Origin of the sequence: Pseudomonas sp. 2822-17 (assembly GCF_002742485.1) — a bacterium.
Taxonomy (GTDB): domain Bacteria; phylum Pseudomonadota; class Gammaproteobacteria; order Pseudomonadales; family Pseudomonadaceae; genus Aquipseudomonas; species Aquipseudomonas cyclaminis.
In genome coordinates this window covers 184,682-209,226 of the sequence record NZ_LJRZ01000300.1, presented here as the reverse complement: position 1 = coordinate 209,226, position 24,545 = coordinate 184,682, and the positions used below count along the sequence as shown (strand labels likewise).

Below are 24,545 nucleotides of genomic sequence, written 5' to 3'. Positions count from 1 at the left end.
CTCGATTCGAATGACGAACGAGAGGGCTAACCTTCTTGCGTGGGTAATGGAATGTTGCAACGTCTGTTGTGGAAACTGCTTCCCAAACACCAGAGGGTGTTCTTGCTGGGGCGTTTGTCGGTGGTGGATCGCCAGGCGGTCAATAAATCCCTGTCGGGGGTGACCACCCTTAATCCGGCTTTCGAACAGCACAATTGTGTGTTTATCCATGTGCCCAAGTGCGCCGGCAGCAGCGTGTGCTCGGCACTTCTCGATGGGCGCTGGCCGGGGCACCTGCCGTATTACTGGTATGAGCAACAGTTTCCCGAACACTGCGAGCGCAGTTTCAAATTCGCCTTCGTGCGTGACCCGCTGGAGCGTGCCTACTCGGCCTACAACTACCTGCGCAGTAACCACATGGGCGCCCGCGATCTGCAAGCCCAGGCGCTGGTCAGCCACTACCGCGACTTCGACCATTTTGTGGCCGGCTGGCTGCACCCGGACAACCTGCGCCGCCAACTGCATTTCGCACCCCAGACCGACTTTCTGGTCGATCACCTGGGCCAAATGGCCATGGATTTTCTCGGGCGCCAGGAATCCCTGGAGCAAGATTTCCAGCACCTGTGCGAGCGCCTTGGCGTGACCTCATCCCTGCCACATCTGAATGTTTCACTGGGGCGGCGAAGCGAGCCGGTGAGAGCGTTTTGCTCCGTGCGCACGCGCCGTTTGGTCAAGCGCGCCTATCAGCGTGATTACGAGGTGTTGGGTTATGAATAAGCAGTCGCTGGCCAGAGATGCCGCTGCCATCCGTCCCTTTGCCTTGTCGTTGTCGGCGACCGCACGGGCGGCGCTCAAGCATCAACAACCTTGCTGCCTGTGGTTGACGGGGTTGTCCGGGTCCGGCAAATCGACCCTGGCCAATGCCCTGGAGGTGCAACTCAATGAGCAGGGGCGGCACACTTTTGTGCTTGATGGCGACAATTTGCGCTCGGGCCTGTGCAATGACCTGGGCATGAGCGATGCGGCGCGCAAGGAAAATATCCGGCGTATCGGCGAAGTGGCGCGCTTGATGGTGGACGCGGGATTGATTGTGATTGTGTCAGCAATCTCGCCGTTCAGCGTCGACCGCGCGACCGCCAGGGCACTGTTCGGGCCGGGGCAGTTCTTTGAGGTTTACGTCAGCACGCCGTTCGACGTATGTGCACGGCGTGACCCCAAAGGTTTGTACCGTGCGGCGCTGGATGGGCGTATCAAAGCGTTCACCGGTCTGGACAGCCCCTACGAGGCCCCTCGGCAGGCCGACTGCGAAATCAACACCGATGAGGTTGAACTGGACGAAGCGGTGGCGCGTATTCTGGCGATTTTGTATAAAAATTAACCAGTTTTGGCGCGTGATGCGGTGCGGATAAAGCTCTCGAACTAGGCGGCGCTCACCCTGTGCTAATATCGCGCCCCTGTTCATTTTGTATGTGGGTTGCTCCATGAAGTTGTCCATGCCGCGATTCGATCAAGCCCCTGTCTTGGTGGTCGGCGATGTCATGCTCGACCGTTACTGGCATGGTGGTACCTCACGGATTTCCCCTGAGGCGCCGGTACCGGTAGTCAAGGTCGAGCAAATCGAAGACCGTCCAGGTGGCGCTGCCAACGTTGCCCTCAATATTGCCGCCCTCGGCGCCCCGGCCTCCCTGGTGGGTGTGACCGGCGACGACGAAGCCGCCGACAGCCTGGCCAACAGCCTGCGCGGTGCCGGCGTGCGTGCGCTGTTCCAGCGCATTGCCCATCAGCCGACCATCGTCAAGCTGCGGGTCATGAGCCGTCACCAGCAATTGCTGCGTATCGATTTTGAAGAACCCTTCGCCACCGACGCTTTGGCCCTCAGCGGCCAGGTCGACGAATTGCTCGAAGGCGTCAAAGTGCTGGTCTTGTCCGACTACGGCAAAGGCGCACTGAAGAACCATCAGGTACTGATCCAGGCCGCCAAGGCCAAGGGTATTCCGGTCCTGGCCGATCCCAAGGGCAAGGACTTCTCGATTTATCGGGGCGCCAGCCTGATCACGCCGAACCTCAGCGAGTTCGAAGCCATCGTCGGCGGTTGCGCCGACGAGCACGAACTGGTCACCAAAGGCGCGGCGCTCATGGCCGATCTCGACCTCGGCGCCTTGCTGGTGACCCGTGGCGAGCACGGCATGACCCTGCTGCGTCCCGGCCACCCGGCGATGCACCTGCCAGCGCGGGCCCGTGAAGTGTTCGACGTCACCGGTGCCGGCGACACGGTGATTTCCACCCTGGCCGCCTCCATCGCGGCCGGCGAAGAACTGCCCCACGCCGTGGCCCTGGCCAACCTGGCGGCGGGCATCGTGGTCGGCAAGTTGGGTACCGCTGCGATCAGCGCACCTGAACTGCGCCGTGCCATCCAGCGCTCCGAGGGCTCGGAGCGCGGTGTGCTGACCACCGAGCAATTGCTGCTGGCAATTGACGATGCGCGTGCGCACAACGAAAGCATTGTGTTCACCAACGGCTGCTTCGACATCCTGCACGCCGGCCACGTGACTTACCTGGAGCAGGCCCGCGCCCAAGGCGACCGCCTGATCGTGGCGGTCAACGACGACGCATCGGTCAGCCGCCTGAAAGGCCCTGGCCGTCCGATCAACAGCGTCGACCGGCGCATGGCCGTACTGGCCGGGTTGGGCGCAGTGGACTGGGTGATCAGCTTCCCTGAAGCGACCCCGGAAAACCTGCTGGCCCAGGTCAAGCCGGACGTGCTGGTCAAGGGCGGCGACTATTCCGTCGACCAGGTGGTCGGTGCCGATATCGTCAGCGCTTACGGCGGCACGGTCAAAGTACTGGGCCTGGTCGAGAACAGCTCGACCACGGCGATTGTCGAGAAGATTCGCAACAATGAGTAAGGCTGATCCGATGGTCCTGATCACGGGGGGCGCGGGCTTTATTGGCTCGCATCTCGTCGATGCCTTGCTTGCCAAAGGCTACGCAGTGCGTGTGCTGGACAACCTGTCCACAGGCAAACGCAGCAACCTGCCGCTGGGCAACCCGCGTGTCGAGTTGCTCGAAGGGGATGTCGCCGATGCCGCGCTGGTGGCGCGTGCCGCGGTTGGCGCGACGGCGGTGGTGCACCTGGCAGCGGTGGCGTCCGTGCAGGCCTCGGTGGATGATCCGGTGAGTACGCACCAGAGCAATTTCGTCGGCACCCTGAATGTCTGCGAAGCCATGCGCCAGGCCGGGGTCAAGCGTGTGGTGTTTGCGTCCAGCGCGGCGGTGTATGGCAACAACGGCGAGGGTGCTTCGATTGACGAAGAGACCACCAAGGCGCCGTTGACGCCCTACGCGTCCGACAAGCTGGCTGGCGAGCAGTACTTTGATTTCTATCGCCGTCAGCATGGTCTGGAGCCGGTGATCTTCCGCTTCTTCAATATCTTCGGTCCGCGTCAGGACCCGTCGTCGCCTTACTCCGGCGTGATCAGTATCTTCAGCGAGCGTGCCCAGCAGGGTTTGCCGATTGCCGTGTTTGGCGATGGCGAGCAGACCCGCGACTTCATGTACGTGGAAGACCTGGTGGATGTTTTGGTGCAGGCCATCGAAGCGCCGGACGCACCTTTGGGGGCCATTAACGTGGGTTGGAACCGTACCACCACCCTCAAGCAAGTGCTGCAGGCGCTGGAAGAGGCGGTGGGCAGTTTGCCGGCTGTGACCTACGGGCCTGCGCGGTCAGGGGATATCCGGCATTCGCGGGCGAATAACCAGCGGTTGTTGGCGAGTTTCAAATTGCCCGAGCCGACCCCGTTGAAAGTCGGCCTCCAGCGACTAATCAACGGCTAAATGCTATCAGCTGTGGGAGGGGACTTGCCCCCTCCCACAGTTGGATTGCAGCTCACTCAGCCCTTGGCTTTCTTCTTCGGCACGATCTTGCGCAGCACTCGCCGCGCCAATCCCTTCAGCTTCGATTCTTTCTCCGGCTCCGCCAGGCCTTGCTGCCTGAGCCAATCCTTCCAGCGAATGCGCTCTTCACGCACCAGCCAACCTTCCTGCTGGGCGAAGCTTTCTGCCAGGTACAAGCCCCGTGTGCTCGCCGGGTACAGCTGGTCTTTTTTTACGGTGTACAGCTCGGGAAGGGGCTGGCCGTCTTTGAGGGGCATCAGGTACAGGTCCGGACGCTTGCGGTCCAGGCGTGCTACCAACTGGTCGCCTTCCAGGCGCTCATCCACGTGGAACAGGCTCAGGGACTTGGCTTCCTTTGGCACTTCCAGGCGCAGGTCGTAGATCAATTGCAGCGACGCCGTGGGCAAATGCACATAGGCCCGTGGGCGTTCGATCAACTGGGTGGTGGCGCAACGCACCGGGCGCGCCGCGCCGGACAGCGGGCTGAGGCGAAACGGCAGCGCTTCGCGGTAATGCAGGGCGGCGGAGTAGGGGGCGGGTAGCCAAGTATCGTTGAAGCGCCCGCCGAGCCAGCCTTCGGGCGTTTCCAGCAGGCATTCTTCGGCAATTTCCTGGATGGCCGTATGCAGCGGCAGGTTCAGTTCATGGGCCGGGACATAGCCGGAGATCAGCTTGAGCACCACGTCGCCACGGTCCTGGCGACGCTGTCGCACCAGCACCCAGTAATCGCGGTTTTGCCAGTGCAGGGTCAGGCGTACCGAGACGCCGAGGTTGGCCAGTTCCAGTGCGAAACGTTCCGGGTCTGCCACCTCCACCGGCTTGCGCCGTTGCAGGGTCTGGGCGAAGTTGAGCGGCATGCCCACGCTCTGGTAGCTCAGGCCTTCGGGGGTGGCTTCGACGTGCAGCGGTAGTGTTTTAAAGTTGCTGGGGTTTTTTCTTATGAGCGTTCGCGGCATGTCGGCTCCTTTTTGCGACGGGGTCGGCCGCGTGGGCGGCATCAGAGTTGACGAATGACCTTGGCAGCGGTCGCCACGTTATGGGCCAGGTGCAGCGGATTAATGGTCCCGACAATAGCACTGGCGACGCCGGTTTGCGCAAACAACAGCATGAAGCTCGCATGTATTGGATCCATTCCAGGCTCAAGGCAAACGTGGCCGCTGGCCAGCGCCTTTTTGACCAGAATGCCTTTGCCATGGGCCGCCGCATATTCAATGACGGCTTTCTCTGTCTGTTCGTTCAGATTGTAAGTGACCATCGCGCAATCACCTTGTTCCAAAGCCTTCACGCCGCCTTCGACGGTTTTGCCGGAGAAGCCGAAGCCGCGAATCTTGCCCTCTTTTTTCAGCTCCGCCAGGGTTTGGTAGACCTCGCAGTCGTTGAGGATGTGCAGGTCGTTGCCATCGGAGTGCACCAGCACCAGGTCGATAAAATCCGTTTCAAGTCGTTTCAAGCTGCGCTCAATGGACAGCCGGGTGTGGGCAGCACTGAAGTCGTGCTGCGAGACGCCGTTTTCGAACTCTTCGCCGACCTTGCTGACGATCACCCAATCCTTGCGCTGGCCGCGTAACAGCGGCCCCAAGCGTTCTTCGCTGCGCCCATAGGCCGGTGCGGTGTCGATCAGGTTGATGCCCAACTGGCGGGCCTGGCGCAGGAGCATCCGCGCTTGATCGTCATCCGGAATCTGGAAGCCGTTGGGGTATTTCACACCCTGGTCGCGGCCCAGCTTGACGGTGCCCAGGCCCAGCGGCGAGACCAGAATGCCGGTGCTGCCCAAAGGGCGATGCAGGTCGTGCAAGGTGGGTAGGCTCATGGCAGCAGTTGCTCCCAGGCCGGTACGCCGAGGGCGGGTTTAGGCAGCTCCGGCAGTGGCTCGCAGGTGCTCGGGCGGATACCGTCACGTTCGAGGCTGTTGATCACCCGATCGGCGAAGTCTGGCGCCAACGCCAGTTTGGTTGGCCATCCTACCAGCAGGCGACCTTCTTCTGCGACAAAGGCGTTGTCGGGACGGCTCAGGCCTGATTGCAGCGGCTCGGCACGGTCCACGCGCAGAGTGGCCCAGCGGGTCTGGCTCATGTCGATCCAGGGCAGCAATTGTGCGAGTTCTTTCTGGGCGGTGGCGATTTGCTCTTCGGGCGTGCGCGCCACGCCATCGGCCTCGGCAATATCACCGCCCATGTACCACACCCAGTTGCCATCGGCAGCCGGATGGGTGGTCACGGTGATACGCGGCTTGGTGCCGCCGCCCAGGCAATGGGCGTACAGCGGCTTCAGGCCGGGGCCTTTGGCAATGATCATGTGCAACGGGCGCTTTTGCATGGCCGGGTTGCTCAGGCCCAGTGTTGCCAGGAGTTCAGCGGTGCCGCCGCCGGCACTCAGGACGATGCGCTGGGCGCGGATCTCGCGGCCATCGACCTTCAAACCCACCAGTTTGTTGCCTTCATAAAGCGGTTCGATCTGTTGCCCTGCAAGCAAGCCGTCACCGGCCAATTGCGCGAGGCGGTCGATCAGGCTTGGCACATCCACCACCAACTCGGCCAGGCGATACACCTTGCCTTTGAAACGGCGGTCTTGCAGTGCCGCTGGCAGGTCGTCGCCCTTGACCTGATCGACACGGCCACGCACGGCCTTGCTGGCAAAAAAGCTGGTGAGGTTGCCGGCGATCGTGCCGGGGGACCACAGGTAATGGGCTTCGGACAGCAAGCGCACGCCGGACAGGTCCAGCTCGCCGTTGCCCGCCAGGGCTTCACGCCAGCGGCGCGGCATATCGGCTATCGCTTCGGAGGCGCCGGTAAGGGCGCCGTGCAGGGCGTATTTCGCACCGCCGTGAATGATCCCCTGGGACTTCAGACTTTGCCCGCCACCCAACGTGGCACTTTCCACCACCACCGTGGAAAACCCCTGGCGGCGCAGGCGCGCATTCAGCCAGAGGCCGGCAACTCCGGCGCCGACAATCAGAACGTCGGTGGACATAACGGATGGCATGGGCGACCTCATTTCTAAACAAGGCCGCAAGTATACATTCTCAAACCGTGCACACCGTAGGCGCTGTCGAGCTTTAGCGAGGCTGCGAATATCGGGTGCTTAATGCCCGGCGGTTTTCGAGAACAACTGGATAACCACCACGCCCAGCACAATCAGGCCCATCCCCAGCATCGCCGGGACATCCAGCTTCTGCCCGTAGATAAACAGCGCCGCGATACTGACCATCACGATGCCCATCCCGGCCCACACGGCGTAGGCCACACCCACCGGCACCGTGCGCACCACCAGCGTCAGCATCCAGAAGGCCACGCCGTAGCCGACGATCACCAGCAGTAACGGGATTGGCGTGCTCCAGCCCTTGATGGCTTTCATCGAGACAGTAGCAATCACTTCCGAGCAAATGGCGATAGCCAGGTAATAGTAGGCAGGGTTCATGGCGTCAATCCTCGGTGTGCAGCGCATTGGATAAGGTCGGCATTCTAGAGCTTTGCCAGATGGGGTAAAGTCATTACCTATCCGATTTGGAGATGGGTTGGCCATGCAGTGGAATCTTGAACAGATGCGCCTGTTTGTCGACGTCGCCGAGCAGCGTTCGTTTTCGGCCGTGGCGCGTGGGCAGCGCAAGGCGCAATCGGCGGTGAGCAATGCAGTTGCGCTGCTGGAGGCAGACCTGGGCGTGAGCCTGTTTGAGCGTAGCAGTGGCCGCCAGCCGCGCCTGACGGAAGCCGGCAGCGTATTGCTGGAAGAGGCGCGCGAAGTGCTGCGTCAATGTGAGCGGCTCAACGGCCGGGCGTTGTCGCTGACCCGTGGTGAAGAAGCCTGCCTGCGCCTGGCTCAGGACGAGGCGATGCTGTTCCAGCCGGTGCTCGACAGCCTTGAGGCGCTGGCGGTGCAATACCCTTTGCTGGAAGTGCAGCTGTCCAGTGCCGCCCAAGGCGACGTGGCGCGCAAATTGGTGGAGCGCAAGGCGGACCTGGGCCTGTTGTTCTATCACGACCAGATTCCCGAGGCCCTTGAGCGGCGCGTGGTCGGCAGTGTGGAAATGGTCACGGTCTGCGGTGTGAACCACCCGCTGGTCAAGGACGGGTACGTGACGTGCCAGCGCCTGGCCCAGTACCGGCAGCTGCTGATGTCGACGCAGACCAGTGTCTATCCCGGCAGCGAAGCCGCCAGCCCGCTGGTGTGGCGCGCCGACAGTTTCTACGTATTGGCCGAATGGCTGATGAGTGGCCTGGGCTGGGCCTGGCTGCCGCGGCACATCGTGCAATATCCGACTTATCAGCAACAAATGGTTGAGTTGGGCAGCGAGTGGACGCCGCCGGCCCTGGTGGTGGAGCTGGTATGGCGCCGCGATGAGCACCTCGGGCCCGCGGCACGTTTCCTCGCCGAACGTTTTGCCGAGTGCCTGCGGGCGATTGATTGAAAAAGTGGATAAACTCCGCCGCCATGAATAGAACTTTCTACAGCTGTCTGTTTTACCTGGCGCTGCCGTTGGTGGCTTTACGTCTGTGGCTGCGCGCCCGCAAGGCGCCGGCCTACGCCGAGCGCGTGGGCGAGCGCTTCTCCTATGGCTTGCCGGTGATGAAACCGGGCGGGATATGGGTGCATGCCGTGTCAGTGGGCGAAAGCATTGCCGCCGCGCCGATGATCCGCGGGCTACTGCAGCGTTATCCACAGCTGCCGATCACCGTCACCTGCATGACGCCCACCGGCTCCGAGCGGATCCAGGCGTTGTTCGCCGACGAGCCGCGCATCCAGCACTGCTATTTGCCCTATGACTTGCCGTGCGCGGCCAAGCGTTTTCTCGACCGCGTGCAGCCCAGGCTCGCGGTGATCATGGAAACCGAGCTGTGGCCCAACCATATCCACGCCTGCGCTCGGCGCGGCATTCCGGTGGCGTTGGCCAATGCGCGGCTGTCGGCCCGTTCGGCCAAGGGTTATGGACGTTTCGCCAAGCTGACGGCGCCGATGCTGGCGCAAATGAGTTTGTTCGCTGTACAGACGCACACCGAGGCCCAGCGCTTCTTGAGCCTTGGCGCGCGGCCGGAGACTGTAGAGGTGACCGGTTCAATCAAGTTCGACCTGACCATCGACCCGCAACTGCTGGAGCGAGCGGCCGCATTGCGCGAGCAATGGGGCGCCAGCGAGCGTCCGGTGTGGATCGCCGCCAGTACTCACGAAGGTGAAGATGAGGTGGTGTTGGCCGCGCATCGTCAGTTGCTCGCCAGCTATCCCAATGCATTACTGATTCTGGTGCCGCGTCATCAGGAGCGTTTTGGTCCGATGTTCGAGCTGTGCAAGCAGCAAGGGTTTGCCACGGTGCGCCGTTCCACCGGCGAGCCCGTCAGTGCACACACCTCGGTGCTGCTCGGCGATACCATGGGCGAGTTGCTGTTTCTGTATGCCCTGGCCGACAGCGCCTTCGTCGGCGGCAGCCTGGTGGCGACCGGCGGGCACAACCCTCTGGAGCCGGCGGCGCTGGCCAAGCCGGTGATCATGGGGCCGCATGTGTTCAACTTCCTCGAAATCACCGCGATGATGCGCGAAGCCGGGGCTTTGCGTGAGGTGGATGACGCGCAAGGGTTGGCCGAAGCCGTGCGGCAGCTGTTCGAGCTGCCGCAGGATGCGCGTCGGATGGCGCAGGCGGGGCTCAAGGTGATGCAGGCCAACCAAGGCGCGCTGAAGCGCCTGCTGGATGGGTTGGCCAGACTGATCACTCACTGACTCAACAATGATCCAAGTGTGTTCAATAACCCGGTCGGGCTTTGAGTTGTTCGGCGGCAGCCTTGGCCAGGTCCGGCGGCAGGAAGTCTTTATCAGGGTTGTAGTCCGCCTTCAGGTACCGCGTCAGGTCCTGCAAATCCCCTGGATTCAAGGTGCCCGCCGCCTGCTTCAGGCGCAGGTTGTCGAGGATGTAGTCGTAGCGACTGTTGTTGTAGTTGCGCACCGACGAGTAGAGCTGGCGCTGTGAGTCCAGCACGTCGACGATATTGCGCGTACCCACCTGGTAACCGATTTCCGTGGCTTCCACCGCGCTCTGGTTGGAGATGATCGACTGGCGGCGCGCCTGCACCTGTTCCACATCGGTGTTCACGGCGCGGTGCAGGTTGCGCGTATTTTCCACCACCTGGCGGCGCAGGCCTTCGCGCTGCTGCTCGGTCTGGCCCAGGCGCGAGTACGACTCACGCACTTGCGAGCTGGTCAGGCCGCCGCTGTACAGCGGGATGCTCAGGCGCAGGCCGATGGTGCGCTGCTCGACATCACCGCGATACGGCGTGCCGAAGGCATTTGGGTTGCTGAAGCCGAGGGCGTCGTTATCGCCTTTTTCGTACTGCGCTACCGCATCCAGGGTCGGCGCGTGGCCAGCCTTGCGCTGCTTGAGGGTTTCTTCGGCAGCGGTGACGGCGTAGTTGCTGGCCAGCAGGTTCAGGTTCTGGCGGCCGGCGGTTTCAACCCACGCCTTGGCGTCGTTCGGCAGCGGCGGCAACACCGGCAACGTGTGCACGATGCCCTGGATCGAGTTGTACTGGCGGTTGGTCAAGGTGATCAGCGCTTCAAAGGCGTCATCCACCTGGCGCTGGGCCAGGATACGGTTGGCGCGAGCGGTGTCGTAGCTGGCTTGGGATTGCAGCACGTCGGTCTTGTCCGACAGGCCCACATCGAAGCGCTCGTTGGACTGGTCCAGTTGGCGCTTGAAGGCGTTCTCTTCGGCCTTGGTGGAGGCCAGGTTGTCCTGGGCGCGCAGCACGGCGAAATAGCTCTCTGCGCTTTGCAGGATCAGATTCTGTTCCGTGGCTGACAGTTGCAATGCGGCCTGCTCGTTGACGGCCTCGGCGGCTTGCAGCTGGAACCAGCGGTCGGCGCGGAACAGCGGCTGGCTCAGGGTTGCGCGCCAGGAATGGGCGTCGCGGTTGGCAGTGGCCGCTGGCGTGTCGATCTGGGTGCGTACGTTGTTGATATCGGCACCGGCCGACAAATTCGGCAGCAACCCGGCGCGTGCCTGGGGCACCACTTCTTTTTGCGCGCCGTATTGGGCGCGGGCGGCAGCCAGGTCGGCGTTGTTATCCACCGCTTCCTGATAGACGCTGACCAGATCGGTTCTGGCAGACAAGGGCGCTTCTGCTGCCCAGACCATTGCGTTGGTCGCACAAGACACGGCAACAGCCAGTGAAAGTTTGCGCAGCATGAGGCGATCCCTAGTGTGAATATTACGATGATAATTTAGCGCCCAAGGCTACGGCTGGCCATTCCTGGCGTCAAGCCTTGAGGCAGCACCCGAGTGTAGTGGTGCGACCCCGGCACAACAATCCTGCAATTGCGCCATTCATCACGCTGAATGCTCCACTGTTGGCAATTTGCCCACGGCATGGTCTAGACTGGCCGCGTTCTTGTCGGGGTGCCTTGTTGGAAGGCTGAGATCGGTAAATACCGGATCCCGTTGAACCTGATCAGGTTAGCGCCTGCGTAGGGAACAAGATTTCTCGTCACCCGGCGAGTCCTCTTGTGCTTCGTCCGGGATGCTGTTCGACAATCGAACAGTCCTCGTGCGCCAAGCACAGCACTGGTTTCAGTGCGTCCATCCGTCACAGGTTCGCTCCGACAAAAATCCACCGCCTGGATAAGTTGGAGCCCGTGATGACGACAAAACTAAAAAACACTGTGCATTTAAGTGAATCGGCCAAGGTCGACTCCGGCTCTGTGCAGCCGTTTACCCGCTCGCAAAAAATCTACGTGCAGGGCACTCGCCCGGACATTCGTGTGCCGATGCGTGAGATCAGCCTGGACGTGACCCCCACCGATTTCGGCGGTGAAATCAACGCCCCCGTGGTGGTCTATGACACCTCCGGGCCGTACACCGACCCCAACGTGATCATCGACGTGCGCAAAGGCCTGGGCGATGTGCGCTCGCCGTGGATTGAAGTGCGCGGCGACACCGAGCGCCTGTCCGGCCTGAGCTCGCACTTCGGCCAGCAACGGCTCAGCGACGCCGAACTGACCGCATTGCGCTTTGCCCACGTTAAGAACCCGCGCCGCGCCAAGGCCGGTGCCAACGTCACCCAGATGCACTACGCACGCAAAGGCATCATCACCGCCGAGATGGAATACGTCGCCATCCGCGAAAACATGAAGCTTGAAGAGGCCCGTGCCAGTGGCCTGCTGGACCAGCAACACGCTGGCCACAGCTTCGGCGCCAGCGTGCCGAAAATCATTACCCCCGAGTTTGTGCGCGAAGAAATCGCCCGTGGCCGCGCAATCATCCCGGCCAACATCAACCACACCGAGTTGGAGCCGATGATCATCGGTCGCAACTTCCTGGTGAAGATCAACGGCAACATCGGCAACAGCGCCCTGGGTTCGTCCATCGAAGAAGAAGTGGCGAAACTCACCTGGGGCATTCGCTGGGGGTCGGACACCGTGATGGACCTGTCCACCGGCAAGCACATCCACGAAACCCGCGAGTGGATCATCCGCAACTCGCCGGTGCCGATTGGTACCGTGCCGATCTACCAGGCCCTGGAAAAAGTCGGTGGCGCCGCCGAAGACCTGACCTGGGAGCTGTTCCGCGACACCCTGATCGAACAGGCCGAGCAGGGCGTCGACTACTTCACCATCCACGCCGGCGTTTTGCTGCGCTACGTGCCGCTGACTGCCAAGCGTGTCACCGGCATCGTGTCCCGTGGCGGTTCGATCATGGCCAAGTGGTGCCTGGCGCACCATAAAGAGAACTTCACCTACACGCATTTCGACGAAATCTGCGAAATCATGAAGGCCTATGACGTCAGCTTCTCCCTCGGCGACGGCCTGCGCCCTGGCTCGATTGCCGACGCCAATGACGCCGCGCAGTTCGGCGAACTGGAAACCCTCGGTGAACTGACCAAGACCGCCTGGAAGCACGACGTGCAAACCATGATCGAAGGCCCCGGCCACGTGCCGATGCAGTTGATCAAGGAGAACATGGACAAGCAGCTTGAATGCTGCGACGAGGCGCCGTTCTACACCCTCGGCCCGTTGACCACCGACATCGCGCCGGGTTACGACCACATCACCTCCGGTATCGGTGCGGCGATGATCGGCTGGTTCGGCTGCGCCATGCTGTGCTACGTCACGCCCAAGGAACACCTGGGCCTGCCGAACAAGGATGACGTGAAGACCGGGATCATCACCTACAAGATCGCGGCCCACGCGGCAGACTTGGCAAAAGGTCATCCGGGCGCGCAGATCCGCGACAACGCCTTGAGCAAGGCGCGCTTCGAGTTCCGTTGGGAAGACCAGTTCAACCTCGGCCTGGACCCGGACACCGCACGTTCCTATCACGATGAAACCCTGCCGAAGGACTCGGCCAAGGTCGCGCATTTCTGCTCGATGTGCGGGCCGAAATTCTGCTCGATGAAAATCACCCAGGAAGTGCGTGAATACGCGGCCAACCAGCGCATTGACGCGGTGGATGTGGATGTGGCCAAGGGGCTGGCGGAGCAGGCGGAGCGGTTCAAGCAGGAGGGGAGTCAGCTGTACAAGAAGGTCTGATCCGGGGTTGGCGGTAACTGTGCCGGCCTCATCGGGGGCAAGCCCCCTCCCACATTTGAAGTGTGAACACTTTCAAAACTGTGGGAGGGGGCTTGCCCCCGATTGCTATCTCCCAAACAACAAATGTTCTTCAGAGATAAAACCCTTGAGCATTCAACCCAGCACCTATTCCCCCGACATCGCGGTGCCTGCTGACAAAAGAGTCTTCGGCGCCCGCGACCTCTTCTCCCTGTGGTTCTCCCTCGGCATCGGCCTGATGGTCCTGCAAACCGGCGCGTTGCTCGCTCCGGGCCTGGGCCTTAGCGGTTCATTGCTGGCCATCTTTCTCGGCACCCTGGTCGGCGTGCTCTCGCTGGCCGCCGTCGGCGTGATCGGCAGCGATACCGGCCTGTCCGCCATGGCCGCGCTCAAGCTCAGCCTCGGCGCCAAGGGCGCAAGCCTGCCGGCGTTGCTGAACCTGCTGCAACTGATCGGCTGGGGCTCGTTCGAAATCATCGTGATGCGCGATGCCGCCAGCCTGCTGGGCACGCGGGCATTCAGCGAGGGCAGCCTGTTGGCCAGTCCTGTGTTGTGGACGCTGTTTTTTGGCGGCCTGGCGACCTTGCTGGCAGTCAGCGGTCCATTGACCTTTGTGCGCCAGATCCTGCGCAAATGGGGCATCTGGCTGCTGCTCGCCGCCTGCGTGTGGCTGACCTGGAACCTGTTTGCCAAGGCCGACCTGGCCGCGTTATGGGCTCAGGCCGGTGACGGTTCGCTGCCATTTGCGGTGGGCTTTGATATTGCCATCGCCATGCCGCTGTCGTGGCTGCCGCTGATTGCCGATTACTCCCGTTTCGGCAAGCGCGCCAAAAGTGTCTTCGGCGGCACCGCGCTGGGATTCTTTATCGGTAATTTCTGGCTGATGAGCCTGGGCGTGGCCTATACCCTGGCGTTCGCGCCAAGCGGCGAAGTGAACGCGCTGCTCCTGGCGTTGGCGGGTGCGGGCCTGGGGATTCCGCTGCTGCTGATCCTGTTGGATGAGTCGGAAAACGCCTTTGCCGATATTCACTCGGCGGCGGTGTCCAGCGGGATTTTGTTGCGCTTGAAAGTCGAGCACCTGGCATTGGCTATCGGGGTGATCTGCACCTTGATCGCCTGTTTTGCGCCGTTGGCCCAGTACCAGAACTTCTTGCTGTTGATCGGCTCGGTGTTCGCGCCGTTGTTCGGCGTGGTGCTGGTGGATCATTTCATCCTGCGCCGTCGTGGCCAGGGTGTGGTCACCAGCCTGCGTTGGTCGGCGTTGCTGGCCTGGCTGGGTGGCATCGCCACTTACCACTTGTTGGCGAATCTCTACCCGGATGTCGGCGCAACCCTGCCGGCGCTGGTGCTGGCAGGGTTGCTGCAGTTCATCCTGGGTCGCGCCTTCAGCGGCGCGCAGGCACCAGCTCAGGCTTGAGGATGCCTTCCAGGCGCGAGTAGGGAATCTGCAACTCGACATGGCCCAAGGCATACGGCGCGATGGTGGTGGTGGGGTACTTGAGGACCACGCCACCATAGGTCAGCGCCACGTTCGGGGTTTTCTGGAAGGGGTAGGTTTTCACGAACTCCGGTTCCAGGCTCAGGCGGGTGCTGATCAGCCAGCTGTTGTGCGCCACCTGGGCGGCTTTCCAGAAGGCGTCTTCCTTGCCCGGCAGTAGCATATCGGTGAGCGACAGCGCTTTTTGCTGCTGGCGCGAATAGTTGATGAACGCACGGCCCGGCTCGCCATGGGTGGCGCCCTGATCCAGGTAGCTGGACAGTTCGATAATCACCAAGCCGTCATGCTGCTCCCGTACCTTGGCCTGCAAATACATGCTGTTGCTGGGCGCCGCGGTTTTCAGGAATTGCTCGCGATAGCTCTCAAGGCTGGTCGGCAGCGGGTTGGCGCCGGTCATTTCCAGCAGGCGCTGTTCAATCAAGGCGTCGAGCTTGGGGTCTTTGGCAAAGTGCACGGTGTCGATATTCACCAACGCGCAATCGGCGCTGGCACAGCCCGGCCGGGTTTGTTCGGTGGTGTCGCGGGTGGCTTCCAGCGGGGTGCGCCAGTTGGGTTGGAACAGGCTTTGGCAGGCGCCGAGGGTCAAGGCGATGCAGGCCACGGAGGCGATTTTTAAAAGCGACATGGATGTCCTTCGTCTATCGATAAGAGCGAAATTGTGCAGCTTCGACTACCTGCAAGGCAGTCAGTTCGCCACTAAGCTGATTAGAGTGAGTTTGACCGCCGCCGTCTATCCCGGCAACCGGAAAGGGGCTGCATCCTAGGGCGCGAGCGCGTTAGGATGGCGCGAATTGCTCAGGCATAACGAGGAAAGGATATGACGGACACAGCAAAATCGACGCCGAGCAAGATTGAGATTGTTCAGCGCGACAATGCCTACAAGGGCTTCTACCAGCTTGATCGCGTGCAACTGCGCCACGAAAAGTTCGATGGCGGCATGAGTCGTGTAATCAACCGCGAAGTTTTCGTCCGTCACGACGCGGTGTGTGTCCTGCCGTACGACCCGCAGCGCGATGAAGTGGTATTGATCGAGCAGTTCCGAGTAGGTGCCATGGGCCGCAGCAACAACCCTTGGCTGGTGGAAATGGTCGCGGGGCTGATCGACAAGGAAGAACAGCCAGAGGAGGTTGCACACCGCGAAGCCGAGGAGGAAGCTGGGCTGACGTTCTCCGCGCTGTGGCCGATCACCAAGTATTTCCCGTCGCCCGGTGGCAGTACCGAGTTTGTGCATTTGTACCTGGGCCGTTGCGACAGCGTCGGTGCCGGTGGTGTCCATGGACTGGAAGAAGAGGCAGAAGATATCCGCGTCACCGTCTGGGCCTTCGAAGATGCCCTGCAAGCGGTACGCGACGGTAAGATTTCCAACGCAGCCAGCATTATCGCCCTGCAATGGCTTGCGCTTAATCGCGCGGAAGTGAGGGGGTTATGGCAGTAAAGGCGCGGGAACGTTATCGAGTCGACCTGATCGGGCTGCAAGCCGCCTGCGAAGCCAACTATGCGCGGCTGATGCGCCTGTTGCCCGACATGCGCCACGCCCCCGAGGCGCGGCGTATCGGCGTTACCCATGGCGACCAGATGCTCGGCGTGCTGGCCCTGGAAGTCATCGTCAACTGCCCGTACACCACCACCCTGCGCGTGCGCCAGGAGCACAGCCTGCCTTGGTTGCCGGTGCCGCAACTGGAAGTGCAGGTCTACCACGACGCCCGTATGGCGGAAGTGATCAGCGCCGAACATGCACGACGCTTTCGCAGCATCTATCCTTACCCCAACGTGTTCATGCACCAGCCCGATGAGAAAGCGCAGCTCAATGTGTTCCTCGGTGAGTGGTTGAGCCATTGCCTGGCCCTGGGCCATGAGTTTGAGGTTGTGCGGTAGATGTGAACTGCGTCTGCTTCCCCGGGTTTCCTCTTTGCGTTCTGCCCCAGCATAATCGCCCCAATTGTCCATTCCTGTGATTGCCTTGGGAGAGCGCCTTGCCGAGCGTATCCACCGTGAACCCCGATGCACCGGTATTGCTGGTGCAACTGTCCGACAGTCATTTGTTTGCCGAGGCCGACGGCACGCTGCTGGGCATGAATACCCGTGACAGCCTGCAAGGCGTCATCGAATTGGTGCGCGCGCAGCAGCCGCACATCGATTTGGTGTTGGCCACGGGGGACCTGTCACAGGACGGCACGCTGGAGTCGTACCAGCAGTTTCGTGACATGACCCGGCAGATCGACGCCCCGGCGCGCTGGATTCCCGGTAATCATGACGAACCGCAAATCATGGCCCACGCCGCCGTGCACAGCGATTTATTGGAGCCGGTGGTGGATGTGGGCAACTGGCGGGTCATCCTGCTGGACTCCGCCGTACCCGGTTCCGTGCCGGGTTACCTGCAAGACCAACAACTGCAACTACTGGCTCAGGCTCTGAGCGAAGCGCCAAACCGTCACCATCTGGTGTGCTTTCACCATCACCCGGTGTCCATCGGCTGTGCCTGGATGGAGCCCATCGGCCTGCGCAACCCCGAGGCGCTGTTTGCCGTGCTGGACCGCTTCCCCCAGGTCAAGGCCGTACTCTGGGGTCATGTGCATCAGGAAATCGACCGTGAGCGCAACGGCGTGCGCCTGCTGGCATCGCCGTCCACCTGCATCCAGTTCGCACCGGGCAGCGAGGACTTCAAGGTCAGTGAGCAGGCGCCGGGCTATCGTTGGCTGCGCTTGCATGCCGACGGACGGTTGGAAACTGGTGTAGAGCGGCTGGCCGGCTTCGCGTTTATGGTGGATTACGGTAGCAACGGCTACTGAGATTTACCTGTAAACTGCGCCCTTTTGGCGCAAGCGCGGAGAGCCCGGTATGTCTGCTTCGATCCTGTATATCCACGGTTTCAACAGTGCGCCGGCGTCCAACAAGGCCAGCCAGCTCATCACCGTGATGGACAGCCTCGGCCTGGCCGACCAACTGCGTGTGCCGGCCCTGCATCACCACCCGCGTCAGGCCATTCCTCAGTTGGAGGAGGCCATTGTCCAACTGGGGCGGCCACTGCTGGTCGGCAGCTCACTCGGCGGCTACTATGCAACCCATCTTGCCGAGCGCCATGGCCTCAAGGCGCTGCTGGTCAACCCGGCGGTGAGCCCCCATCGGATGTTCGACGGTTACCTGGGCACCCAGAAGAACCTCTACACCGATGAAACCTGGGAATTGACCCACGACCACGTCACGGCGCTGGCCGAGCTGGAAGTGCCGGCGCCCCAGGACGCGGCGCGTTACCAGGTGTGGTTGCAGACCGGGGATGAAACCCTGGATTATCGCCTCGCCCAGCAGTATTACCGGGCCTGTGCCTTGCGCATCCAGGCCGGTGGCGACCATGGTTACCAAGGGTTCGCCCAGCAATTGCCGGCGCTGCTCAGCTTTGCCGGCATTGGCGCAGATCAGTATCAATCCTTCGATTTTTCGGCACTGTAATTGCCTTGGAAACCGCAGGTTACTTTTTAATCGAACGACTCACGACGAGACCCCATGGCCACTCCCAGCGCTAGCTCTTATAACGCCGACGCCATCGAAGTCCTCTCGGGCCTCGACCCGGTGCGCAAACGCCCCGGCATGTACACCGACACCAGTCGGCCGAACCACCTTGCCCAGGAAGTCATCGACAACAGCGTCGACGAAGCCTTGGCCGGGCACGCCAAGTCGGTGCACGTCATTCTCCACGCTGACCACTCCCTGGAAGTGTCCGACGATGGTCGCGGCATGCCGGTGGACATTCACCCGGAAGAGGGCGTGTCGGGCGTCGAGCTGATCCTCACCAAGCTGCACGCAGGCGGCAAGTTCTCCAACAAGAACTACCAGTTCTCCGGTGGCTTGCACGGTGTGGGTATTTCCGTGGTCAACGCCCTGTCGACGCTGGTGCGGGTCAAGGTCAAGCGCGATGGCAACGAGTACCAGATGACCTTCGCCGATGGCTACAAAGCCACCGACCTGGAAGTGATCGGCACCGTGGGCAAACGCAATACCGGCACCAGCGTGTACTTTGCGCCGGACCCGAAATACTTCGATTCGCCGAAGTTCTCCATCAGCCGCCTCAAGCATGTGCTCAAGGCCAAGGCCGTGTTGTGCCCGGGCCTGCTGGTGACCTTTGAAGACAAAGGCACTGGCGAGAAGGTCGAATGGCACTTTGAGGACGGCCTGCGCTCTTACCTGGAAGATTCCGTCAGCGACTTCGAACGCCTGCCAAACGAGCCGTTCTGCGGCAGCCTGGCCGGTAATAAAGAAGCGGTCGACTGGGCGCTGCTGTGGTTGCCCGAGGGCGGCGACAGTGTGCAGGAAAGCTACGTCAACCTGATCCCCACCGCCCAGGGCGGCACCCACGTCAATGGTTTGCGCCAGGGGCTGCTGGATGCCATGCGCGAATTCTGCGAATACCGCAGCCTGCTGCCGCGTGGTGTAAAGCTGGCGCCGGAAGACGTGTGGGAGCGCATCGCGTTCGTGCTGTCGATGAAGATGCAGGAGCCACAGTTCTCCGGGCAGACCAAAGAGCGTCTGTCGTCCCGTGAGGCGGCAGCATTTGTCTCCGGTGTGGTCAAGGACGCCTTTAGCCTGTGGCTCAACGAGCATCCTGAGCTGGGCCTGGCCCTGGCCGAACTGGCGATCAACAACGCCGGCCGTCGCCTCAAGGCCAGCAAGAAGGTCGAGCGCAAGCGCATCACCCAGGGCCCGGCATTGCCCGGCAAACTGGCCGATTGCGCCGGGCAGGATCCGATGCGTTCCGAGCTGTTCCTGGTGGAAGGTGATTCCGCCGGCGGTTCCGCCAAGCAAGCGCGGGACAAGGAATTCCAGGCGATCCTGCCGTTGCGCGGCAAGATCCTCAACACCTGGGAAGTCGACGGCAGTGAAGTTCTGGCCAGCCAGGAAGTGCACAACATCGCCGTGGCCATTGGTGTTGATCCAGGTTCGGCGGATATCGCCCAACTGCGCTACGGCAAGATCTGCATCCTCGCCGACGCCGACTCCGACGGCCTGCACATCGCTACATTGCTCTGTGCGCTGTTCGTACAGCACTTCCGCCCGCTGGTGGATGCCGGTCACGTCTACGTCGCGATGCCGCCGCTGTATCGCATTGACCTGGGCAAGGAGATTTTCTATGCCCTGGACGAAGCCGAGCGCGACGGCATCCTCGACCGCCTGGTTGCCGAGAAGAAGCGCGGCAAGCCACAGGTCACGCGATTCAAAGGCCTGGGCGAAATGAACCCGCCGCAATTGCGTGAAACCACCATGGACCCGAACACCCGACGCCTGGTGCAGTTGACCCTGGAAGACTACGCCGGCACTTCGGAAATGATGGACATGCTGCTGGCGAAGAAGCGTGCGCCGGATCGTAAGGCGTGGCTGGAATCCAAAGGCAACCTGGCCGAGGTGCTGGGCTGATGCGCACAGGCGTCGCCCTGGCGATCCTGATGTTGAGCGGGCTGGCGGCCACCCCGGTGGTGGCTGCGCCCGTGGCCGAGCTCAAGCTCGTGTCCGAGCACCCGGTGGACGGCATGCGCGGCGGCAACCTGTCGGGGCTGGCTATGTGCGGCAAGGAGTTGTGGACGGTTTCCGACCGTGACGACGACCAGATCTACCGCCTGGATATCAGCGCGCCGACCTGGCAGGCCGAAACGCTGAAAATCGATGTCCCGCCCGTGCCGGAATCCGGCCTGCCGTGGGGGCTGCGTTCGCGCACCAAGGCTGCTTCGTTCATTCGCGGTGGCGACCTGGATTTTGAAGGAATCAGCTGCGATGCCGCCGGTAATCGCTACATCGTCAGTGAAGCCCATGCGGCGGTGCTGCAGGTACCGGTCACGGGCGCGCCTGAATGGCTGAAGATTGCCCCAGGCATGGTGCGTGAAGCGCGGGCCAGTGGCATGTTGCTGCACTTCAATGCCTTGTTCGAAGGCTTGGCGGTGAACCCGCAAGGCAATCAGATATGGTTGGCGGCGGAGCGCGAGCGGCGCGGCTTGATTTCCATCAAGCGCCCGCAAAGCCTGTGGGATTGTGACGGCGCGTGCGTGTTGTTGAGTGAGGCCGGCCAGGAAGTACAGCCGGCGAAGTTCACCGACGCCAAGGCTGTGTCCAAGGATTTCGCTGATCTTTCCCTGTTCAACGGCAAGCTGTTCACCCTGGAGCGCAACGCGTTCCAGATTTGCCGCCGCGATGCGGTCACGGCCAAGGTTGAGCTGTGCTGGTCGTTTGCCGACGAAACCCTGACGCCCGAGCGGCGTTACGCCCAGCCCTATGGCCTGGCTGAAGCCCTGGTGGTGGACGCTGAGGGCGCATGGCTGGGTATCGACAACAACTTCGGCCCCCGCGCCGATGGTGAAAAACGCCCGGTGGTCTATCGTTTTGCCGCCCCGGTCGGCGGCTGGAGTGCCCAGCCGTGAATGATCAAACACTTGAATTGACCCGGCGCAGCGGCATTTCCGCTGCGCCTTACCAAACAATGATGAGGCCCGCATGAGTGACATCCTCGCAGACAGCTTAGACGGCGTAGAGCGCCGGTCGCTGGCTGACTTCACCGAAAATGCCTACCTCAACTACTCCATGTACGTGATCATGGACCGTGCCTTGCCGCATATCGGCGACGGCCTCAAGCCTGTGCAGCGGCGCATCATCTACGCCATGAGCGAGCTGGGCCTGGATGCCGATTCCAAGCACAAGAAGTCGGCGCGTACCGTCGGTGACGTGCTGGGTAAGTTCCACCCCCACGGCGACTCGGCCTGCTATGAAGCCATGGTGCTGATGGCGCAGCCGTTCAGCTACCGCTACACGCTGGTAGATGGCCAGGGTAACTGGGGCGCGCCGGATGATCCCAAGTCCTTCGCCGCCATGCGTTACACCGAAGCGCGTTTGTCGCGTTACTCGGAAGTGCTGCTCAGCGAACTCGGCCAGGGCACTGCGGATTGGGGTCCGAACTTTGACGGCACTCTGGACGAGCCTCTGGTGTTGCCTGCACGTTTGCCGAATATCCTGCTCAATGGCACCACCGGTATTGCGGTTGGCATGGCCACCGACGTACCGCCGCACAACCTGCGGGAAGTCGCCACGGCTTGCGTGCGTTTGCTGGATGAGCCAAAAGCTACGGTCGAGCAGCTCTGCGAGCATATCCAGGGTCCGGATTACCCGACCGAAGCGGAAATCATCACGCCGCGTGCCGACCTGCTGAAGATGTACGAAACCGGCAAGGGCTCGGTGCGCATGCGCGCCGTCTACCACATCGAGGACGGCGACATTATTGTCACCGCGCTGCCGCACCAGGTGTCCGGCGCCAAGGTGCTGGAGCAGATCGCCGCGCTGATGCAGGCCAAACCGTCGAAACTGCCTCAGGTCGCCGACCTGCGTGATGAGTCCGACCACGAAAACCCATGCCGCATCGTGATCATTCCGACCAACAGCCGGGTCGATCACGAAGTGCTGATGCAGCACCTGTTCGCCAGCACGGACCTTGAGTCCAGCTACCGGGTCAACGTCAACATCATTGGCCTGGACGGCAAGCCACAGCTGAAAAACCTGCGCAACCTGCTGGTGGAGTGGCTGGAGTTCCGCGTACAGACCGTTCGTCGCCGCCTGCAATTCCGCCTGGACAAGGTCGAACGCCGCCTGCACCTGTTGGATGGCTTGCTGATCGCCTATCTCAACCTGGATGAAGTGATCCACATCATCCGTACCGCCGAGCACCCGAAAGCCGAGTTGATTGCGCGCTTCGAGCTGAGCGAGATCCAGGCTGACTACATCCTCGACACCCGCTTGCGTCAATTGGCGCGACTGGAAGAGATGAAGCTACGTGACGAACAGGACGCGTTGCTCAAGGAACAAGCCAAGCTGCAAGCCCTGCTGGGCAGCGAAGCCAAGCTGAAAAAGCTGGTGCGCAGCGAGCTGATCAAAGACGCCGAAACCTATGGCGATGACCGTCGTTCGCCAATCGTGCAGCGCGCTGAAGCCAAGGCGCTGACAGAAACCGAACTGCTGCCTAACGAGAAAATTACCGTCGTTCTGTCGGAAAAGGGTTGGGTTCGTTCAGCCAAAGGGCATGATATTGACGCCACTGGCCTGTCTTACAAAGCGGGTGATGGCTTTAAAACCGCCGCAGCCGGGCGTTCCAACCAGTTTGCGGTGTTTATCGACTCCACGGGGCGCAGCTATTCGGTGCCGGCGCACACCTTGCCGTCCGCGCGGGGGCAGGGCGAGCCGTTGACCGGGCGTCTGACGCCGCCGCCAGGGGCGAATTTTGAATGCGTGCTGCTGCCGGATGATGACTCGCTGTATGTCATCGCCTCCGACGCCGGTTACGGGTTTGTGGTCAAGGGTGAAGACCTGCAGGCCAAGAACAAGGCGGGCAAGGCGCTGTTGAGCCTGCCGAACAGCGCCAAGGTGATCTTGCCGCGACCGGTGGATGACCGTGAGAGCAATTGGCTGGCGTCGGTGACTACCGAAGGGCGCTTGCTGGTGTTCAAGATCAGCGATCTGCCGCAGTTGGGCAAAGGCAAGGGCAACAAGATTATTGGTATTCCAGGGGAGCGGGTGGCCAGTCGCGAAGAGTACGTGACCGACATCGCAGTGATCCCGGAGGGCGCTACTTTGGTACTTCAGGCCGGTAAACGCACGCTGTCGCTGCGTCCCGATGACCTTGAGCACTACAAGGGCGAGCGTGGCCGGCGTGGTAATAAACTGCCGCGAGGTTTCCAGCGGGTAGACGCATTGCTGGTGGAAACGCCCGTTTAAGGCGTACTAGAGCCCTCGATCTACGATTTAAAGCGTAGATCGACGCTTTGGCGCTGGAGTCACGGCGCATATTCACGGATGATATGGCCTTTCCAGCGCCGGCGTGGCCGAGCGTGTTTAGGTTATTTTTAGTATTACATTGTGGTTCGCCTTGTGGCAGCCACCTGGATGGGATGATGACTGCTCCACGCCTTCCTCTATTTTTGATGCTCGCTGGCCTTTTGGGGCTGGCGGGTTGCAGCACACACCAACCGGTGTCGCTGTACCAGCTGGACAGCGGAAGTCCGGCGCAACCCGCACAAAGTGCGGGTATGGCGGTTCTGCTGGGCCCGGTGGTTGTCGCCGACTACCTGCAACGCGAAACCCTGCTGCAACGTCAGAACGACGGCAGCCTGCAAGGTTCCACCGATGGTCGTTGGGCGGGCAGTTTGTCGTCCGACATCAACCAGTTGATGCTGCGCCAAGTGGCCGGTCATCTGGACAGCCAGCGTGTGGTCCTCTCACCTGCGCCCGCCGGTTTTTCGCCGGATGTGCAGGTTTTGCTGACCATTACGCGGCTGGATTCGGGGGCTTCGCAACCGGCGATCCTCGATGCGCAGTGGCGCTTGATCGACCGTCGTGGCCAGGTGCGCGACAGCCGCATCGTGCATTTGCAGGAGCAGCACGCCGGCACTACCGCGTCGCAGGTCCAGGCCCAGGGCGTGCTGTTGCAGAACCTGGCGCAGCAGTTGTCGGTGGCCCTCAAGCCATTGGCCAATCAGCCGCCGATTGCCGAGGCGCCGCGCAAGCAAGCCCCGGCGGTGCAGGCCAGGCCAGCAGAACCGCAGAAGCCTAAAATGCCGATGGCTACGCCGATCCGTACGGATATGGAAGTGTTCAGGTTCTGATCTGAATCGCACAAATAAAAAGG

Annotated in this window: 22 protein-coding genes and 1 riboswitch; of the genes, 16 read left to right on the top strand and 6 right to left on the bottom strand. The window is 61.7% G+C overall.

Translation table 11 applies throughout. From position 1 onward, the window contains the following. Positions 1-51: 51 nt before the first annotated feature. The 4 genes from AOA60_RS06555 to AOA60_RS06540 all read left to right on the top strand — a co-directional run bounded on the left by AOA60_RS06555 (position 52) and on the right by AOA60_RS06540 (position 3,813). Positions 52-756, top strand: coding sequence for a sulfotransferase family 2 domain-containing protein (locus AOA60_RS06555; protein ID WP_099583709.1), 705 nt, complete (start codon positions 52-54; stop codon positions 754-756). Beyond that, positions 749-1,357 carry an adenylyl-sulfate kinase gene (cysC, locus tag AOA60_RS06550; protein ID WP_099583708.1) on the top strand — a complete coding sequence of 203 codons (609 nt, stop codon included), beginning with the start codon at positions 749-751 and terminating at the stop codon, positions 1,355-1,357. The genes AOA60_RS06555 and cysC overlap by 8 nt, the downstream gene beginning before the upstream one ends. A 103-nt stretch (positions 1,358-1,460) precedes the next feature. Then, entirely contained in the window at positions 1,461-2,885 is a 1,425-nt protein-coding gene (hldE, locus tag AOA60_RS06545) for a bifunctional D-glycero-beta-D-manno-heptose-7-phosphate kinase/D-glycero-beta-D-manno-heptose 1-phosphate adenylyltransferase HldE (RefSeq protein ID WP_099583707.1), read from the top strand. Then, positions 2,878-3,813, top strand: a complete 936-nt coding sequence (locus AOA60_RS06540; RefSeq protein ID WP_099583706.1) for an NAD-dependent epimerase/dehydratase family protein — start codon at positions 2,878-2,880, stop codon at positions 3,811-3,813. The genes hldE and AOA60_RS06540 overlap by 8 nt, the downstream gene beginning before the upstream one ends. 56 nt (positions 3,814-3,869) lie before the next feature. On the opposite strand, the gene AOA60_RS06535 is transcribed toward AOA60_RS06540, so the two are convergent. The 4 genes from AOA60_RS06535 to AOA60_RS06520 form a co-directional block, all read right to left on the bottom strand. Beyond that, a complete protein-coding gene (locus tag AOA60_RS06535) occupies positions 3,870-4,829 on the bottom strand; it encodes a metal ABC transporter ATPase (RefSeq protein ID WP_099583705.1) in 960 nt (319 codons plus the stop codon). A 41-nt stretch (positions 4,830-4,870) separates the two neighbouring features. After that, positions 4,871-5,683 (bottom strand): aldo/keto reductase, encoded by an 813-nt coding sequence (locus tag AOA60_RS06530; RefSeq protein WP_099583704.1) that lies wholly within the window; start codon positions 5,681-5,683, stop codon positions 4,871-4,873. Then, a complete protein-coding gene (locus AOA60_RS06525) occupies positions 5,680-6,855 on the bottom strand; it encodes an FAD-binding oxidoreductase (RefSeq protein WP_099583703.1) in 1,176 nt (391 codons plus the stop codon). The genes AOA60_RS06530 and AOA60_RS06525 overlap by 4 nt, the downstream gene beginning before the upstream one ends. Positions 6,856-6,954: 99 nt before the next feature. After that, positions 6,955-7,290, bottom strand: a complete 336-nt coding sequence (locus AOA60_RS06520; protein WP_003236297.1) for a multidrug efflux SMR transporter — start codon at positions 7,288-7,290, stop codon at positions 6,955-6,957. A 97-nt stretch (positions 7,291-7,387) separates the two neighbouring features. Here AOA60_RS06520 and AOA60_RS06515 point away from each other — a divergent pair, with 97 nt between their 5' ends. Both AOA60_RS06515 and waaA read left to right on the top strand, forming a co-directional pair. Further along, entirely contained in the window at positions 7,388-8,278 is an 891-nt protein-coding gene (locus tag AOA60_RS06515) for a LysR family transcriptional regulator (RefSeq protein WP_099583702.1), read from the top strand. A gap of 23 nt (positions 8,279-8,301) precedes the next feature. Beyond that, complete coding sequence (gene waaA, locus AOA60_RS06510; RefSeq protein ID WP_099583701.1) at positions 8,302-9,579, top strand: lipid IV(A) 3-deoxy-D-manno-octulosonic acid transferase; 1,278 nt, start codon at positions 8,302-8,304, stop codon at positions 9,577-9,579. Between the two features lie 22 nt (positions 9,580-9,601). On the opposite strand, the gene AOA60_RS06505 is transcribed toward waaA, so the two are convergent. Continuing rightward, the gene (locus AOA60_RS06505) at positions 9,602-11,041 is read right to left on the bottom strand and encodes a TolC family outer membrane protein (protein ID WP_099583700.1); all 1,440 of its coding nucleotides are present in this window, start codon (positions 11,039-11,041) and stop codon (positions 9,602-9,604) included. Between the two features lie 196 nt (positions 11,042-11,237). Beyond that, a riboswitch (TPP riboswitch) is annotated at positions 11,238-11,343 on the top strand. A 147-nt stretch (positions 11,344-11,490) separates the two neighbouring features. Here AOA60_RS06505 and thiC point away from each other — a divergent pair. After that, entirely contained in the window at positions 11,491-13,380 is a 1,890-nt protein-coding gene (gene thiC / locus AOA60_RS06500; RefSeq protein ID WP_099583699.1) for a phosphomethylpyrimidine synthase ThiC, read from the top strand. 145 nt (positions 13,381-13,525) lie between these two features. Further along, positions 13,526-14,815, top strand: coding sequence for a putative hydroxymethylpyrimidine transporter CytX (gene cytX / locus AOA60_RS06495; RefSeq protein ID WP_099583698.1), 1,290 nt, complete (start codon positions 13,526-13,528; stop codon positions 14,813-14,815). On the opposite strand, the gene AOA60_RS06490 is transcribed toward cytX, so the two are convergent. Then, entirely contained in the window at positions 14,784-15,521 is a 738-nt protein-coding gene (locus AOA60_RS06490) for an RsiV family protein (protein ID WP_099583697.1), read from the bottom strand. The genes cytX and AOA60_RS06490 overlap by 32 nt on opposite strands. Before the next feature lie 192 nt (positions 15,522-15,713). Here AOA60_RS06490 and AOA60_RS06485 point away from each other — a divergent pair, with 192 nt between their 5' ends. From AOA60_RS06485 to AOA60_RS06450, 8 genes are all read left to right on the top strand, one after another. Continuing rightward, complete coding sequence (locus AOA60_RS06485; RefSeq protein WP_099583696.1) at positions 15,714-16,331, top strand: NUDIX domain-containing protein; 618 nt, start codon at positions 15,714-15,716, stop codon at positions 16,329-16,331. Continuing rightward, a complete protein-coding gene (locus AOA60_RS06480) occupies positions 16,322-16,771 on the top strand; it encodes a DUF1249 domain-containing protein (protein ID WP_003171323.1) in 450 nt (149 codons plus the stop codon). Before AOA60_RS06485 ends, AOA60_RS06480 begins: the two co-directional genes overlap by 10 nt. Before the next feature lie 98 nt (positions 16,772-16,869). Next, positions 16,870-17,685 carry a 3',5'-cyclic-AMP phosphodiesterase gene (gene cpdA, locus AOA60_RS06475; RefSeq protein ID WP_099583695.1) on the top strand — a complete coding sequence of 272 codons (816 nt, stop codon included), beginning with the start codon at positions 16,870-16,872 and terminating at the stop codon, positions 17,683-17,685. Positions 17,686-17,734: 49 nt separating this feature from the next. Then, positions 17,735-18,343, top strand: coding sequence for a YqiA/YcfP family alpha/beta fold hydrolase (locus AOA60_RS06470; RefSeq protein WP_099583694.1), 609 nt, complete (start codon positions 17,735-17,737; stop codon positions 18,341-18,343). 54 nt (positions 18,344-18,397) lie between these two features. Further along, the gene (gene parE, locus AOA60_RS06465; protein ID WP_099583693.1) at positions 18,398-20,302 is read left to right on the top strand and encodes a DNA topoisomerase IV subunit B; all 1,905 of its coding nucleotides are present in this window, start codon (positions 18,398-18,400) and stop codon (positions 20,300-20,302) included. Next, a complete protein-coding gene (locus tag AOA60_RS06460) occupies positions 20,302-21,297 on the top strand; it encodes an esterase-like activity of phytase family protein (RefSeq protein ID WP_099583692.1) in 996 nt (331 codons plus the stop codon). The genes parE and AOA60_RS06460 overlap by 1 nt, the downstream gene beginning before the upstream one ends. A 73-nt stretch (positions 21,298-21,370) precedes the next feature. Beyond that, positions 21,371-23,635, top strand: a complete 2,265-nt coding sequence (parC, locus tag AOA60_RS06455; RefSeq protein WP_099583691.1) for a DNA topoisomerase IV subunit A — start codon at positions 21,371-21,373, stop codon at positions 23,633-23,635. A gap of 176 nt (positions 23,636-23,811) precedes the next feature. Beyond that, the gene (locus AOA60_RS06450) at positions 23,812-24,522 is read left to right on the top strand and encodes a membrane integrity-associated transporter subunit PqiC (RefSeq protein ID WP_178075326.1); all 711 of its coding nucleotides are present in this window, start codon (positions 23,812-23,814) and stop codon (positions 24,520-24,522) included. Positions 24,523-24,545 lie beyond the last annotated feature (23 nt).